Origin of the sequence: Thermovibrio ammonificans HB-1 (assembly GCF_000185805.1) — a bacterium.
Taxonomy (GTDB): domain Bacteria; phylum Aquificota; class Aquificia; order Desulfurobacteriales; family Desulfurobacteriaceae; genus Thermovibrio; species Thermovibrio ammonificans.
Genome location: NC_014926.1, coordinates 1,472,861 through 1,486,668 on the forward strand (window position 1 = coordinate 1,472,861; position 13,808 = coordinate 1,486,668).

The 13,808-nt window shown below is 54.5% G+C and carries 17 protein-coding genes; 3 read left to right on the forward strand and 14 right to left on the reverse strand.

The genetic code is table 11. The features are described from left to right. The first annotated feature begins 33 nt into the window (after positions 1-33). A complete protein-coding gene (serA, locus tag THEAM_RS07620) occupies positions 34-1,635 on the forward strand; it encodes a phosphoglycerate dehydrogenase (RefSeq protein WP_013538257.1) in 1,602 nt (533 codons plus the stop codon). 4 nt (positions 1,636-1,639) lie between these two features. On the opposite strand, the gene ruvB is transcribed toward serA, so the two are convergent. From ruvB to mazG, 9 genes are read right to left on the reverse strand one after another with little or no spacing between them, the layout of a single operon-like run. Beyond that, positions 1,640-2,602 (reverse strand): Holliday junction branch migration DNA helicase RuvB, encoded by a 963-nt coding sequence (ruvB, locus tag THEAM_RS07625; protein WP_013538258.1) that lies wholly within the window; start codon positions 2,600-2,602, stop codon positions 1,640-1,642. Next, positions 2,583-3,155, reverse strand: a complete 573-nt coding sequence (ruvA, locus tag THEAM_RS07630) for a Holliday junction branch migration protein RuvA (protein WP_013538259.1) — start codon at positions 3,153-3,155, stop codon at positions 2,583-2,585. Before ruvA ends, ruvB begins: the two co-directional genes overlap by 20 nt. Beyond that, positions 3,155-3,877, reverse strand: a complete 723-nt coding sequence (locus tag THEAM_RS07635) for a hypothetical protein (protein ID WP_013538260.1) — start codon at positions 3,875-3,877, stop codon at positions 3,155-3,157. Before THEAM_RS07635 ends, ruvA begins: the two co-directional genes overlap by 1 nt. Then, positions 3,874-4,428 carry a type II secretion system protein GspM gene (gene gspM, locus THEAM_RS07640; RefSeq protein WP_013538261.1) on the reverse strand — a complete coding sequence of 185 codons (555 nt, stop codon included), beginning with the start codon at positions 4,426-4,428 and terminating at the stop codon, positions 3,874-3,876. The genes THEAM_RS07635 and gspM overlap by 4 nt, the downstream gene beginning before the upstream one ends. Next, positions 4,418-5,656 carry a PilN domain-containing protein gene (locus tag THEAM_RS07645; RefSeq protein ID WP_013538262.1) on the reverse strand — a complete coding sequence of 413 codons (1,239 nt, stop codon included), beginning with the start codon at positions 5,654-5,656 and terminating at the stop codon, positions 4,418-4,420. Before THEAM_RS07645 ends, gspM begins: the two co-directional genes overlap by 11 nt. Further along, complete coding sequence (gene gspK / locus THEAM_RS07650) at positions 5,653-6,525, reverse strand: type II secretion system minor pseudopilin GspK (RefSeq protein WP_013538263.1); 873 nt, start codon at positions 6,523-6,525, stop codon at positions 5,653-5,655. The genes THEAM_RS07645 and gspK overlap by 4 nt, the downstream gene beginning before the upstream one ends. Further along, positions 6,506-7,564, reverse strand: a complete 1,059-nt coding sequence (gene mtnA / locus THEAM_RS07655) for an S-methyl-5-thioribose-1-phosphate isomerase (protein WP_013538264.1) — start codon at positions 7,562-7,564, stop codon at positions 6,506-6,508. Before mtnA ends, gspK begins: the two co-directional genes overlap by 20 nt. Next, positions 7,565-8,041, reverse strand: a complete 477-nt coding sequence (locus tag THEAM_RS07660; protein ID WP_013538265.1) for a universal stress protein — start codon at positions 8,039-8,041, stop codon at positions 7,565-7,567. A 33-nt stretch (positions 8,042-8,074) separates the two neighbouring features. Then, a complete protein-coding gene (mazG, locus tag THEAM_RS07665) occupies positions 8,075-8,860 on the reverse strand; it encodes a nucleoside triphosphate pyrophosphohydrolase (RefSeq protein WP_013538266.1) in 786 nt (261 codons plus the stop codon). Between the two features lie 62 nt (positions 8,861-8,922). On the opposite strand from mazG, the gene cysS reads away from it, so the two are divergent. Together cysS and THEAM_RS09735 are read left to right on the forward strand one after the other, a co-directional pair. Continuing rightward, positions 8,923-10,341 carry a cysteine--tRNA ligase gene (gene cysS, locus THEAM_RS07670; RefSeq protein ID WP_013538267.1) on the forward strand — a complete coding sequence of 473 codons (1,419 nt, stop codon included), beginning with the start codon at positions 8,923-8,925 and terminating at the stop codon, positions 10,339-10,341. Further along, positions 10,341-10,493, forward strand: a complete 153-nt coding sequence (locus THEAM_RS09735) for a hypothetical protein (RefSeq protein ID WP_013538268.1) — start codon at positions 10,341-10,343, stop codon at positions 10,491-10,493. The genes cysS and THEAM_RS09735 overlap by 1 nt, the downstream gene beginning before the upstream one ends. Here the strand turns inward: THEAM_RS09735 and THEAM_RS07675 are convergent. Genes THEAM_RS07675 through THEAM_RS07695 form a run of 5 tightly spaced genes read right to left on the reverse strand, consistent with a single transcriptional unit; the run spans position 10,470 to position 13,764 of the window. Continuing rightward, positions 10,470-11,126 (reverse strand): energy-coupling factor ABC transporter ATP-binding protein, encoded by a 657-nt coding sequence (locus THEAM_RS07675; protein ID WP_013538269.1) that lies wholly within the window; start codon positions 11,124-11,126, stop codon positions 10,470-10,472. The two genes, THEAM_RS09735 and THEAM_RS07675, sit on opposite strands and share 24 nt — an antisense overlap. Further along, complete coding sequence (locus THEAM_RS07680) at positions 11,114-11,806, reverse strand: energy-coupling factor transporter transmembrane component T family protein (RefSeq protein ID WP_013538270.1); 693 nt, start codon at positions 11,804-11,806, stop codon at positions 11,114-11,116. The genes THEAM_RS07675 and THEAM_RS07680 overlap by 13 nt, the downstream gene beginning before the upstream one ends. Beyond that, positions 11,781-12,380: a carboxypeptidase-like regulatory domain-containing protein gene (locus tag THEAM_RS09480; RefSeq protein WP_013538271.1), complete on the reverse strand. Its 600-nt coding sequence runs from the start codon at positions 12,378-12,380 to the stop codon at positions 11,781-11,783. The genes THEAM_RS07680 and THEAM_RS09480 overlap by 26 nt, the downstream gene beginning before the upstream one ends. Beyond that, positions 12,377-12,979 (reverse strand): cobalt transporter CbiM, encoded by a 603-nt coding sequence (cbiM, locus tag THEAM_RS07690; RefSeq protein WP_013538272.1) that lies wholly within the window; start codon positions 12,977-12,979, stop codon positions 12,377-12,379. Before cbiM ends, THEAM_RS09480 begins: the two co-directional genes overlap by 4 nt. After that, positions 12,979-13,764: a DUF4198 domain-containing protein gene (locus tag THEAM_RS07695; protein ID WP_013538273.1), complete on the reverse strand. Its 786-nt coding sequence runs from the start codon at positions 13,762-13,764 to the stop codon at positions 12,979-12,981. The genes cbiM and THEAM_RS07695 overlap by 1 nt, the downstream gene beginning before the upstream one ends. Positions 13,765-13,808 lie beyond the last annotated feature (44 nt).

The window sequence follows — 13,808 nt, forward strand, 5'->3', positions numbered from 1 at the left end:
TAATCTCCATTCACCAGCAGTAGGGAGGAACCGATGGGTAAGTTTAAAGTCCTTGTTACAGAACACATAGCAGACGCCGGCATAGAGCTTCTGAAGAGCCAGCCCGACGTTGAGCTCACCTACGACCCCGAGCTCTTCAGGAACTTCGACAGGATTCTTCAGATAATCCCCGAGTACGACGCCCTCATAACGAGAAGCGGAACTCCCGTAACCGAAGAGCTCCTGGAGAGGGCAAAGAGACTAAAAGTTGTAGGCCGTGCAGGAGTAGGCGTAGATAACATAGACCTTGAAGCGGCATCCCGTAGGGGAATACTCGTTGTGAACGCCCCCACCGGAAACACCCTGGCGGCAACAGAGCACACAATGGGAATGATGATAGCGGCCGCCAGGCTCATCCCCTACGCCCACAAGTCCTTAAAAGAGGAGCGTAAGTGGGAGAGGAAGAAGTTTATGGGGGTTGAGCTCGCAGGTAAAACTCTGGGAATCATAGGGTTCGGCAGAATAGGCTCGAGGGTCGGCATAAGGGCAAAGGCCTTCGACATGAAGGTGATAGCCTACGACCCCTACATAAAGAGGGAGAAGGCCGAGAGACTCGGGGTTGAGCTCGTAGACGACCTGGACGAGCTCCTAAAGCGCTCGGACATAATCACGGTCCACACCCCTCTTACAGATGAGACCCGCAACATGATAACCAAGCGGGAAATCGAGAAGATGAAAGACGGAGTAATCCTCCTGAACATAGCCAGAGGGGGGATTATCAACGAGAAGGACCTTTACGAGGCCCTCGTAAGCGGAAAAGTAAGGGCCGCGGCCGTAGACGTTTTCAGTAAAGAGCCCGCAACCGACAACATACTCCTCGACGCCCCCAACATAGTTGTAACTCCCCACATAGGGGCAAACACCTTTGAGTCCCAGACCAACGTTGCAGTGATAATCGCCAACCAGGTACTCGCCGCTTTAAGGGGCGAGGAGGTGGAGTTTGCCGTAAACGCCCCCTTTGAGGACACAACGGCCGCCAAGAACCTTAAACCTTACATGGAGCTGGCCGAGAAGCTCGGGCTCTTTGCGGTCCAGGTTGCCTGCTCAAGGAGCAAGGAGATAGTCCTTGAGTTCCGAGGTGAGCTGGGAGAGGAGGTAAAGCCCATAACAACGGCCTTCTTGAAGGGTTACCTCCAGAAAGTTGTGGACATACCGGTTAACCTTATAAACGCGCCGTTTTTGGCCAAGGAGAAAGGGATATCGGTTGTAGAGGTTAGAAGGCCCGAGGGAGTGAACTTCAAGAAGCTCGTAAGGGTTATCTGCAGGGGCGAAAACGGCGAGGAGTTCTCGATAGCCGGAACCGTAATGGACGAGAAGTTCCCGAAGATTGTAGAGATAAACGGCTTCCTCTTCGACCTCACTCCCGAAGGGAAGCTGCTGCTCATCAAGAACTACGACGTTCCCGGCGTTATCGGGAAGCTCGGCTCGATTCTGGGCAAGCACAGGGTAAACATAGCCGGGTTCCAGCTGGGAAGAAAGGAGAAGGGAAAGGAGGCCAAAGGGGTAATCCTGATAGACGACGACGTTCCCCAGCAGGCCATAGAGGAGATAAAGGAGATTCCCGAAATCCTGGAAGTGAAGCAGGTAAACCTTTAGAACTTCAAGGCCTTTCGCTCTCAAAGAGCGGGAGGCCTTCTCCCTTCAAACCCAAAGCCTTCCAGCCCTTTTCGGTAAGTTTCCTGCCCCTGGGCGTTTTAACCAGGTAACCCATCTCTATGAGGAAGGGCTCGTGAACCGACTCAACGGTGTCGGGGTCTTCTTTAAGGACGGTTGAGAGGGTAGAGAGCCCCACAGGTCCGCCCTTGAATGTAGTGGCGATGGTCTCGAGAATCTTCCTGTCGAGGCGGTCAAGGCCGTAGCGGTCTATACCGAGGTCCTCAAGAACGGCCTCAACTTCCCGAGCGTCTATAACTTCCCAGCCGTGAACGGTGGCGTAGTCCCTGACCCGCTTGAGTATCTGGTTCAGTATCCTGGGCGTGCCACGGCTACAGCCGGCAAGGAGCTCAAGGGCCCCTTCGGTCAGGTTCAGCTTGAGCTTCTCTGCTCCCCTGCGGGCAACCTCTTTCAGCTCCCGGGGGGAGTAGAGCTCAAGCCGGCACACTATACCGAACCGGCTCCTCAAAGGAGGCGTGATTAGGTTGAGCCTGGTTGTGGCGCCAACGAGGGTGAAAGGGGGAAGCTCAAATGAGACGGCCCGCTTACCGCCGACTATAACATCTACCCTGAAGTCCTCCATGGCGGTGTAGAGCATCTCCTCTATGGAGCGGGGAAGGCGGTGGATTTCGTCTATGAAGAGGATATCTCCCTCGTTCAGGGTTGTGAGAACGCCCAGCAGGTCGCCTTTACGCTCCACTGTGGGAGCCGAAAGGAGCTTCAACCCCACCCGAAGCTCAGAGGCGAGTATGGTGGCGAGGGTCGTTTTTCCGGTGCCGGGCGGGCCGTAGAGGAGTATGTGGTCGAGGGGTTCACCCCGCCTCTTGGCAGACTCAACGGCAACTTTTAGAACCCTCTTTACGGGCTCCTGACCTATAAACTCTGCAAAGCTACTCGGTCTCTCTATCACCTAAACTCCCCGAAAGGCGTTTAAGGGCCTCTTTAACGGCCTCTTCAACTCCTACACCGGTTAAATTTAGGCCTTTCAGGGCTTCGTTTATCTCGGCCGTTGTGTAGCCGAGCCTCCTCAGAACCTCCTTAACCTCCCGGGGCACCTCGCCGCTTACAAGCTTTCCCTTCAGCTCCGTGATGAGCCTACGGGAGAGCTTCCGCCCCAACCCGGGCACCTTAGAGAGGGCTTCAACATCTTCCCCCTCGAGCACCTTCACAAACTCCTCCGGAGAGAAAACGGAGAGAACCGCAAGGGCAAGGCGGCTTCCCACTTTGGGAACCTTCATAAGCTGCCTGAAGAGCTCCCTCTCCTCCCGGGTTTTAAAGCCGAACAGCTGAGGAGCCCCCTCCTGGGGGAAGAGCAGCTCTGTGTAAAGGGTCACATGGGTTCCCTCGTGAAGCTCGGGAAGGAGCCTTTCGGGGACAAGCAGCCTTAAAGTAAAACAGCCGCAGCTGAGGAAAACAGCGCCGTCTCCCTTGCCGGAAACGGTCCCGCTGACCGCCTCAACCATCACAGCACCTCAAGGTCTTTTAGAGTGCCCCTCAGGGTGAAGGTGAAGCTCTTACCCTTAAGGTCGCCGCTCTCGGCGGTAACGTGAACCTTGGCGTTGAGGTAAGAAGAGGCGGGATTCACCGGGTTAACGTTCAGGTAGCCGCTGGCCCGTAAAAGGGCATCGGGCCCGCTGCCCGTTACGGTTAGCTTAACCCTGTTGACCCCCTCAACCCGATACTTAACCGTAACCCTGCCAAGCCTTAGGGTCTCAAAGGAGAAGAGGCCGAACTTCAAGTTCGAAACCTCAAGGTTGCTGAACAGAAGCTCCCCGCTACCCCCTACGAGCTTACCCCCTTTCAACTCAAGAGAGCCCTCACCCGAGAGCTTCCCCTTCAAATCGCCGCCGCAGCGCCCCAGTTTAAGGCCGAAGGCCTTAAACTCAACCTTCCCAACCGGGTAGGTAAGCTCACCTCCTACGCTACCGCCGCAAGCCTCAGCGTAGAACCGGAACCGGTGGGTCCCCCGGGGTCCAACAGACAGCCTCTCAAAACAGACCGGAAGCGAGCCGAAACAAACAGACCTGAAAACAACCTCCGGAGGAAGCCTTTTTACCTCAACCGAAGAGAAAGAGAGCCCCCTCTTACAGGCCTCGTAACCCACAAGCCTGTCAAAGGGAAAGGTGAAGTAGAGGGCAACTGCCGTTAAAACGAGGAAGAGAACGAGGTAACCGAGCTTCCTCATTGTGCTCTCCTGAAGAAGTAGAGGGTGAGCTTCCCCGAAACGAGGCCGTTCTCGTCGTAGTCGGAGAGGGAAACGGAAACCACCCTAAAGGCGTAGCTCCCCCTCTCGAGCCTGTTTATAAACCTTGCAAGCCTGTTAAGCTCAACCTGCGAGAAGGAAACGGATAGCCTGTCACGCTCTATGCCGTTTGAAGTTTCCCCTGCAAGCACCTTAACAGAGTCTATCTGAAGGCCCACCATACGGGCAACGCTCTTAACGTAGGATGAGGGGTCAAGGCCTATCCCCCTGTCAACCTTAACAAGGAGCGGGTTAAGGCGGGAGCGTAAAGCCGCAAGCTCCTCAAGCTGAACCTTGAGGGAGTTAACTTTTTTCAGCAGAAGCTCCCGACGCTCCCTGTACCGGTCAACAGAGCTCTTCAAGGGGAGGAAAACCAACCCCAGGTACAAAACAAACAGCAGAACCGGCACGAAAACGAGAAGGAGCCTCTTCTCCCTATCGCTTAAAGAAGAGAGCCTCTCTTCCAGAACTTCCCTCAACTCCTTAACGTCCAAGCTTCACCCCTGAAACCGTAACTGTGAACTTCACTCCCCCTTTCACCTGGGAGGTGGAGGAGACGGAAACCTTTCTAAAGCGGGCTCTCAGGTTGGCTACGAAAGCGTCCACCAGGTTACTCCCCTGAGCCAGGCCGGTAACGGTGAAACGGCCGCTCTTGATATCCCCCTCAATCTCCAAAACCTTTAACCCCTTAACCACCGAGCGGGAAATGGCATCAAGGTAAAGCAGCAGCGGAGGCCTGTCTGCAAGAAGGAATCGGGCCTCCTCTTTTAAAGACTCAATCTCCTGGGGAATCTGAATCTCGGGAGCCACAACCTTTTCCCCTAAAAGCTCGGAGAGCTTCGAGTAGAGCTCCCCCTTTAAGGCCGTGTAGTCCCTCTTTGCGGCAACAAGCTGAACAACCTGAGCGGCCGTAAAGAAAAAGAGAGAAACGGCAATGCCCCCTGCCAACTTAACAAGCAGCAGCCTGTTCTTCTGGAGGAAGTCCAGGTTAAAAAGGGAGCGCTGGAAGAAGAAGGCCCTGCACCTGAACCTGCGCAGGTGCCTAAGACCGTAAGCGTTGAAAAAGAGGGGCGTTTCCCTGCCGAAGGGGTGAATTTCCGGAACCTCAAAGGAAACAAGCTTTCCGAGCTCCCCCTTAAACTCCTCCGACAGGGCTCCCCCGCCCACCAGCAAAAGCTTGCCTTTAAACAGCCCCTTCAGCCGCTCAACGGCGGCAGAGAGCCGCGGAAGGTGGTACGAAAAGCCGCCACGGAGGAGCTCAAAACCCGTTATAAGACCGCCTTCCACCCGGTAACAGCTGAGCTTAGAGGCCCCGGCATCGAGGACGGTAAAAGGAGACTCTCCGAAGAGCAGGTAGCCTGCAGTGGCACCTCCAACGGCGTCAACGGTGAGGAACGAGAGCTCCTTAAACTTCTCCCTCAGGGAGTTGAGAACCTGCACCTTCTCAACGAAAGTTAAAAACCTACACCCCTTCTCCAGCCTCTCAACGGGGCAGTAGGCAACGGCAACTTCAGAAGGGGAGACCGAAAGCTCCGCGGCAACGTCGCTGACAATCAGCCTCTTTAAGTTGGTCCCCTTACAGACGGGGTAGTCTGAAAACTTAACGAGAGCCGTTGCCGAAGAGACGCCGACAACCAATGGAGCTGCCGGCAGCTCTCCCAAACCGAAGGCCTTGCCGTCGAACCACTTAACGGCGGAGCTTCCAGCATCAACCCCTATCATTCAACGACCTTCCACTCAAGAATCCTGCGCCTCGTGGTGAGGGCCACAACAGACGCAGTGGCATCTCCGTAGGAAGCGGTAACCTCTACCCGAAAGTAGTTGCACCTGTTTGTTATTATCGGCCTTATCTCAAAGTAGAGCTCTCTGGTGAAACCGGGAATGTCTAAGAGGTCCTGCAACTTCCTTATCGGCCGCGCCTCAATTATACTATCAGCAAGGGTGGGAGTTATCCGGTCGGAGAGGGCCATCAGGAGCTTCTTCCCGGCCGAGTTGACGTTCACCTTCCCGGAGCCGTAAACGGTAAAGTAGGGTTTAACCTTTTTCACAACCTTGTAGGTGAACCCCTTAACGTAGTAAAGCTCCCCCAGGCTCTTCATCGGCGAGTTGGAGGGTTTGTAGCCGAAGGCCTCGTAGTAGTCCGCCTCTGCACCGTCGCCGGTTACCCGGCTGTCCTTGTCTATCCAGTCCTTCAGGGCGTCCAGGAGGTCGGGGTTGAGGTTGAGCTCCTCAAAGAGCCGCTTCCCCACCTTAAAGTAGACCGGGTTCGTAAGCTTGTTAACGTTCAGCTTGCCGCACAGGTCCTCTATTCTTATAGAGAGGGCAACGCCGCTGTAGTTGTAGTGTATCGGCTTTGCCCAGTCGTCGCCTGTGCCGTCGAAGCTGTTGTCGTCTTCCTTTAAATACTTAAGGGCTATCTTAACGGCCGAAACGGCGGCGTGGTAGGCAACGGTGTAGTCCTTAACGGCCTCGGACCTCTTAACCCCCTGAGAGGAAAGGAAGAGGACAGAAAAGAGGAAAGCGGCCAGAACGGCCACCACAACGAGAACGATAAACAGAACGAAGCCTCTCCTACTGGGAGAAGAACTCAAGAACCTTCTCCTCGTTGGGAGCGTTGATTACACCCTTTTCGGTGATTATCCCCGTAATGTTCTCGTGGGGCGTAACGTCGAAGGCGGGGTTTTTAACCTTTGCCCCGTAGGGAGCTATGCGGCAGTTCTTACAGTGGCAGTAGAGCACCTCGTCTTCGGAACGCTCCTCTATGGGGATGTCGGCACCGCTCTTTATGGAGAGGTCGAATGTAGAGGTGGGAGCGGCTATGTAAAAGGGTATGCCGTGTTCCTTCGCAAGAACCGAGAGGGTGTAGGTGCCGATTTTGTTGGCCGTATCGCCGTTCCTGGCTATCCTGTCTGCCCCAACGATTATGCAGGTAATCTCTCCGAGGCTCATGAACCAGCCGGCCATGTTGTCGGTTATGAGGTAGTAGGGAATGCCCTCCTGCTGAAGCTCCCAGGCGGTAAGCCTTGCCCCCTGCAGGTAGGGGCGGGTTTCATCTACGAAGACCGTAATATCCTTACCCATCTCAACGGCAGCCCTGACCACCCCCAGGGCCGTTCCGTAGCCTGCAGTTGCAAGGGCTCCGGTGTTACAGTGGGTAAGGATTACCTCCCGGGAGGAGAGGAGCTCGGCACCGTAGTAGCCTATCTTCCTGTTGGTTTCAACGTCCTGCCTCTCTATGTTTATGGCTTCGGTCTCAAGGGCAACAACTATCTCCTCTATATCAGTCCCGGCCTCTACAATCCTGCGCATACGCTTCAGGGCCCAGAAGAGGTTAACGGCAGTGGGCCTGGTTGCCGCCAGCCGGTTAATTATGAGCTCAACCTTCGCCTTAAAGTCAAGGTAGCCTTTGGTCTTCTCGGCCATCTCCTTGGCGCCGAGAACAACCCCGTAGGCGGCAACAACGCCTATGGCCGGGGCGCCCCTTACAACCATCTGTTCTATGGCCCTTGCAACGCACTCGTAGTCTTTACACTCAACCCACTCCTCCTTTAAGGGGAGCTTCCTCTGGTCGAGGAGAAGCAGGGCCTCTCCCGTCCACTTTAAAGGCCTGATGTCCTTTATCCTTCCCATCTACCCCTCCTTCTTCACAACGAGAACCGGACAGTGTGCCTTCTCTATAACGGCTCTGGTGGTGCTTCCCATCTCGAGAATACGCTCAAGGAGCCCTTTGCCGTGGTAGCCCATAACGATAACCTTCACCTGCTCCTGCTTAGCAACGTTCACTATCTCGTCGGCGGGCTCACCTACGGTCATAACGGTTTTTACTTTAAAGCCGAGGCCTTTGAGCTCCTCTTCTATCTTCTTAAGCGCCTCCTCGTGGCTTTCGAGAATCGCCTTCTCTATCTCGGGAATGTGGGCGTATATGGTGGCAACGTCGAGGGCAAAGGGGTCATCGAACTGGGGAAGGGAGAACTCCAAGGGGTGAATAACGTGAAGAACAACAACCTCTTGAGCCCCTGCCTCTTTGAGCTTTTTAACGTAGTCGAGAGCAACCTCTGCAAGGTCGGAAAAGTCTGTAGGGTAGAGAACCTTCTTAAAAAGCGGCATTTCTCCTCCGGTTTCGGTTTTGCCAAAATCTTATCACTTGAGCTCCCGCTTTGCCTGCTCCCACAAACGCTCCATCTGCTCAAGGGAGAGCTCCTTCAGCTCTTTCCCCTCCTTACGGGCGACCTCCTCCATGTAGCGGAAACGTCTTTCAAACTTGTCGTTCGCCTCCCTAAGGGCAACTTCCGGGTGAATCCCCAAGAAACGGGCGAGGTTAACGGCCATGAAGAGAAGGTCGCCTACCTCTTCCCGGAGCTTATCCCTGTTGCCGGTGTGAAGCTCCTGCTCTATCTCCTGAAGCTCTTCAACCATCTTCTCCTTAATCCCCCTAAAGTCGCTCCAGTCAAAGCCGACCTTAGCCGCCCGCTTCTGGAGCTTGTAAGCCCTCTCAAGGGCCGGCATAGACTCCGGAACCCCGTCCATCAGACTCTCTCTGCGCTTCCCCTCCTTCTCTTTAAGCTTCTCCCACTCCCGATTAACGTCTTCGGCGGTCTCTATCCCCTCCTTACCGGAGAAAACGTGGGGGTGGCGGTAGATGAGCTTCCTCGCTATCGAGTCAACAACATCCTCAACGGTAAAGGCCCCCCGCTCCTTTGCAATCTGGGAGTGGAAAACCACCTGAAGGAGCAGGTCTCCCAGCTCCTCCTTAAGCTCGGCATCGTCTCCTTTACGAACGGCGTCTACAACCTCGTAGGCCTCCTCTATCAGGTAGGGAAGGAGCGACTCGTGGGTCTGCTTCCTGTCCCACGGACACCCTTCCGGAGAGCGTAGCGTCTCCATTATCTTAACCAGGTCTTCAAAAGTGTAACGCTCCTTTCTCACGCTTACCTCCCGAGCTTATAATTACTTTCAGCCTCAACCGAGAAAATATAGAGGGAGAGCGGATGATAAAAGTCACCAACACCCTTACAGAGCGCAAAGAGGAGTTCAAGCCCCTGGAGGGAAAAACCGTCAAGATGTACGTCTGCGGCCCCACGGTTTACGACCACGCCCATATAGGACACGCAAGGAGCGCCGTTGTGTTCGACGTTATAAGGCGGTGGCTCGAGTACAGAGGCTATAGAGTTATCTTCGTAAGGAACTACACCGACGTAGACGACAAAATAATAAAACGCTCAAAAGAAGAGGGGATACCCTGGTACGAAGTCTCAAAGAAGTACATAGCCTCCTACGAAGAGGATATGGAGGCCCTAAACGTTAAGGAGCCGACCTACAAGCCCAAGGTCACCGAGCACATACGGGAGATAATAGAGATGATAGACGGCCTCATCCAGAAAGGCCACGCCTACGAGGCCGACGGAGACGTCTACTTCTCGGTAGAGAGCTTCCCCGAGTACGGCAAACTCTCAAAGCGGAAAACGGAAGAGCTTCTGGCGGGAGCCCGAGTTGAGCCGGGCGAGAAAAAGAAAAACCCCTTAGACTTCGCCCTCTGGAAGAAGAGCAAAGAGGGAGAGCCCGGCTGGGAGTCCCCCTGGGGAGTGGGAAGGCCCGGCTGGCACATAGAGTGCTCGGCAATGAGCATGAAGTACCTGGGCGAAACGATAGACATACACGGAGGCGGCTTCGACCTCATCTTCCCCCACCACGAAAACGAAATAGCCCAGTCGGAGAGCTACACCGGCAAAACCTTCGCCCGCTACTGGATTCACAACGGCTTCGTAATGGTAAACAGGGAGAAGATGAGCAAAAGCCTCGGCAACTTCTTCACCATCAAAGAGATTCTAAAGCAGTTCTCGCCCGACACCTTAAGGCTCTTCCTGCTCTCAACCCACTACAGGAGCCCCATAGACTTCACAGTCGAAAGGCTTAAAGAGGCCGAAAGGGCCCTAAAGAGGCTGACAACCTTCATAGAGAGCGTAAAGGCGGTAGAAAAGCTCCCCGAAGAAGGGGAAAAAGGCGAGCCAATAGACGTTGAAAGCGCCAGAAGGGAGTTTGAAGCGGCAATGGACGACGACTTCAACACCGCAAAGGCCCTGGGAGCGCTCTACGAGCTTGTAAAAAGGGCAAACACCTTAAAAGACAAAGCCCTCAAACGGCAGAAGATAACCCCCAGCGAGAGGGAGAGCCTCGTTGATGCGGCCCGGTTCACCGAAAACGCCCTGAAAACTTTAGGCTTTAAGCTCGAAAGGGAGCAGAGCGAGGGCGGACTGGAGGAGGCCCTCATAGAGCTTCTCATCCAGGTAAGGGGAGAGCTCAGGAAGAAAAAGGAGTTCCAGCTTGCAGACCTCATAAGGGACAGGCTGAAAGAGCTCGGAATAACCTTAGAGGACCTTCCGACCGGAACGGTCTACAGGAGAGAGTAGTGGGACTTTACGACAGAGACTACTACAAAGAGCGTAAACAGGGTGGAAGAAACTGGAGCAGACTCGTTTTCAAGGCCGCATGGTGGCTCGTTGTCTTCCTGTTCGTTGTGGCTTTCGTAGTTTACGTTTTAGCCATCTTCAGCGAGAAGTAACCGCCCCTCTTTCAGCTCAAGCCGCCTCCACCGGAGGCGGTCTATGAGCTCCCTCTCGTGGGTAACAACCAGAACGCCGCAGTCGGTCTCCCTAAGGAACTCCTCGAGCCTGGCGAGCCTGAAGCGGTCGAGGCCAACGGTGGGCTCGTCAAGGATAAGGAGCTCGGGCTCCATCGCCAAAACGGCGGCAATGGAGACTATCCTCTTCTCCCCTCCGGAGAGCTTGTGGGTGGGCCTGAGCCTGAGGTGCTCTATCTTAAAGAGGGAAAGGAGCGACGAGACAATCTCTTCGACCTCCCGGCGGCTCTTTCCGGCAACAAGGGGTGCGAAGGCTATCTCCTCTTCAACGGTGGGGCAGAAGAGCTGGTCGTCGGGATTCTGAAACACGTAGCCTACGGTGAGGCGGAGTTTACGCCAGTCGCCTTCGGATTCAACCGGGGAGCCGTTTAAGAAAATCTGCCCCCTCAAAGGCTTCACAAACCCCATCAGGGTCTCTATGAAGGTGGTCTTGCCGGCTCCGTTATCGCCGGTTAAAAAGAGCTTCTCCCCCTTTGAGAGGGAGAAATCGACTCCCCTGAGAACCTCTATACCTCCGATTTCAACCCAGAGGTCGGTGGCCTTCAGAACTTCCACAACACGAACACCCCGTAAAGAGTGGTAAAGACAAGGAAAAGATAGTCCTTAACCGAGGCCTTGAAATGACGGAAAACGGGAAAGTAACCGTTAAACCCCCTGCAGAGCATAGCCCTGTAAACCCTGTCGGCCTTGTAGTGGCTGTGAACCAAGAGGTTTGCCACAAGGTTGGCGTAAGTCCTGTAGGTGAAGAGGGAGGTTTTAGGCTCAAAGCCGCGGCAGTAGGCCGATTTAAGGGTAAGGTCGAACCGCTCCTTAACCTCGTAGAGGTACCGGTAGGTTAGGTAGGCCACCTGAAGTAGGGAGTTAGGAACTTTAAGGTGGTGAAGGGCGTGAAGTATCTCAAAGAGGGTGCTTGTTGTGAGCAGGGATATAGACAGGAGCAGAATCTCGTTTGAACGCAGGAAAACCTTAAGGGCCACCTCCGGAGAGCCTAAAAACAGTTGAGTTGCAAGAACGAGAATGAGAAAGGAGTCGGCAAAAAGCAGGAGCTTCCAGAACCTCTTAAAGTGGGGAAGCGCCGGAAGGGCAACGAGGAGAACAATCGGAAGGAAGGCAAAAATCTCCTTTAAAGACCCCGCCAGGGCTATAGCCCAGGCGAGGGCGAGAAAGGAGAGAACCTTAAACCGCGGGTCCAGCCTCTTCAGGGGGGTATCAACTTCTGCCAGAACCGCTTCCATCCCTTCTCCTGTAGGAAAGGGCCAGAGCCGCTGCGCCGAATATTCCCATTATCCAGCCCAGGCCTCCCACAACGTCTTTAAAAGAGACCTTGGCGTTCTGCTCTTCAATTTTCAGAAGCTCCCGGTGAATCGGGTCGAGCTCCTCCCTGATAATCTTCCTGAGCTCCTGTTCGGAAACGGCACAACCCTTAGAGGCCACAGGTTCAGAGACCTTTGAAACCGCAGAGGAGCCGGAAGGAGAAGAGGGTGCGGGGGGCTGAAGCTCCTCCTTACCTACGGTAAAAGAGGCCTTGGCCCTGTGGCCGAGCTCGGCAATAACAACCGCCGTGTAGGTTCCGGGCTTTTTCACCTTAAAATCAAACTCTCCGTTCTTGTCGGTTCTGCCGGTCAGAACAACCTTGCCGCTGCTATCGAGAACCTCAACCTTACCGTTCTTAACGGGCGTTCCGTCGCTGAAGTAAGAAACAAGGTGAACGGTGTTATCCTCAACATCTACAAAGGCGGAAATCTTGTGGGCAAGTGCCGGGGAAAAGAGTCCCAGAACAAGAACCAGCGTAAGAAGAACCCCTCTCATTTCGCCTCCAGAAGCTCGGGAGCGTTTTTATAGATAAAGAGAAAGACAAAGGCGTTAAAAATCGCCTCAACAACGAAAACGGGAATGTGGGCAAGGAAGGCAAGGTAGGCCGTAGACCTAAAGGAGCTTCCCGCCAAATAGAGCTCAACGCTCAGGAAAAACGCTGCAACAAAAACGCCGGCAAAGGCGGCAACAACGCCGGCCGCAACAAGCTTCCACTTTGTCGGGTTCCTGAAAAAGGGCCTCGTAAGGTAGTAGGCCACAACTCCGGCAAAGGCCATGTTAAAAGTGTTAACTCCCAAAACGGTAATTCCGCCGAACTGAAAGAGAATCGCCTGAAACAGAAGGGCTACGAAAAGGGCCGGGAAAACCGCCCAGCCCAACAGTGCCCCTGCCAAACCGTTCAAGAGCAGGTGAACGCTCGTAACCCCTATGGGGAGGTGCACCAGAGAGGCCACGAAGAACGTGGCCGAAAGCAGCGCAACCAGCGGGAGCTTCCTCTCGTTTATCTCCCTAAGACCGAGCGCAAGGCCGCCGGCCGTTAAAACCCAACCGGTAACAAGCATCCATCCCGGAAGAACGCCCTCTGAGATGTGCATCACTTCACCCCGTTCGGCTTGGGATAGGCCTTAACCCACATAACGGCATCCAGCTCAACAGGGTAAACCTTGCCGTCCTTGTAGCGGCGCTTGCCGCCGTAACCTATGGCGGAAAAGCCCCACCAACCTGCCCAGGGAATCGTATAGTAGAAGTAACCGTCCTTATCGGTCCTGACAACCTGAGTGATGAAGGGGTCGGCAGGAACCTTGATTCCCTGAGTATTCAGATACTCAACCTCAACCCTAACGTTTGCGGCAGGCTTACCGTTAAAGTAAACCCTGCCTACAAAGGTATTACCTTCCCACAGTCCGAACGGACGGGTAACCGGAACTATCTCGGCCTTAAGGCCTATAGGTTTGTTCCAGCCCTCCTCCATACCGTAGGCTTCCACCTCTACCTTAGTTATCTGCCTGATGAACTTCTGCTCTGCAGGCTCGAAGTAGTAGTCGGGCACAAGGTAGAACTGGTAAACCCCGGGCATCCTGAGCTTCACGTCGGCAGTGTAGTAAGGAACCATCTTGGAGCTTCCGGGCATTGCGGGAATCTCGTGCTTCTGCCAGTGAACCGGGAGCTTCCTCCCGTTTACAACAATTCCGCTCTTAACGGGCTTAAAGGGCATGTTGGGGCCGCCCTCCATCGGATGGGTGAAACGGGCTTCAACCCTTATAGTTTTGGCGTTACTGCCCTCTACAATATCGGTGGAGGGCTTGAGGACCATAAAGTGGGCCTGAGCACTTCCCCCGAGAGCTACCGTCATAGTGAGGGCCAGAATCGCTCTTCTCATACCTCCTCCTTATGTTGAAAGTTTCAGAATCATCTTATAGAATT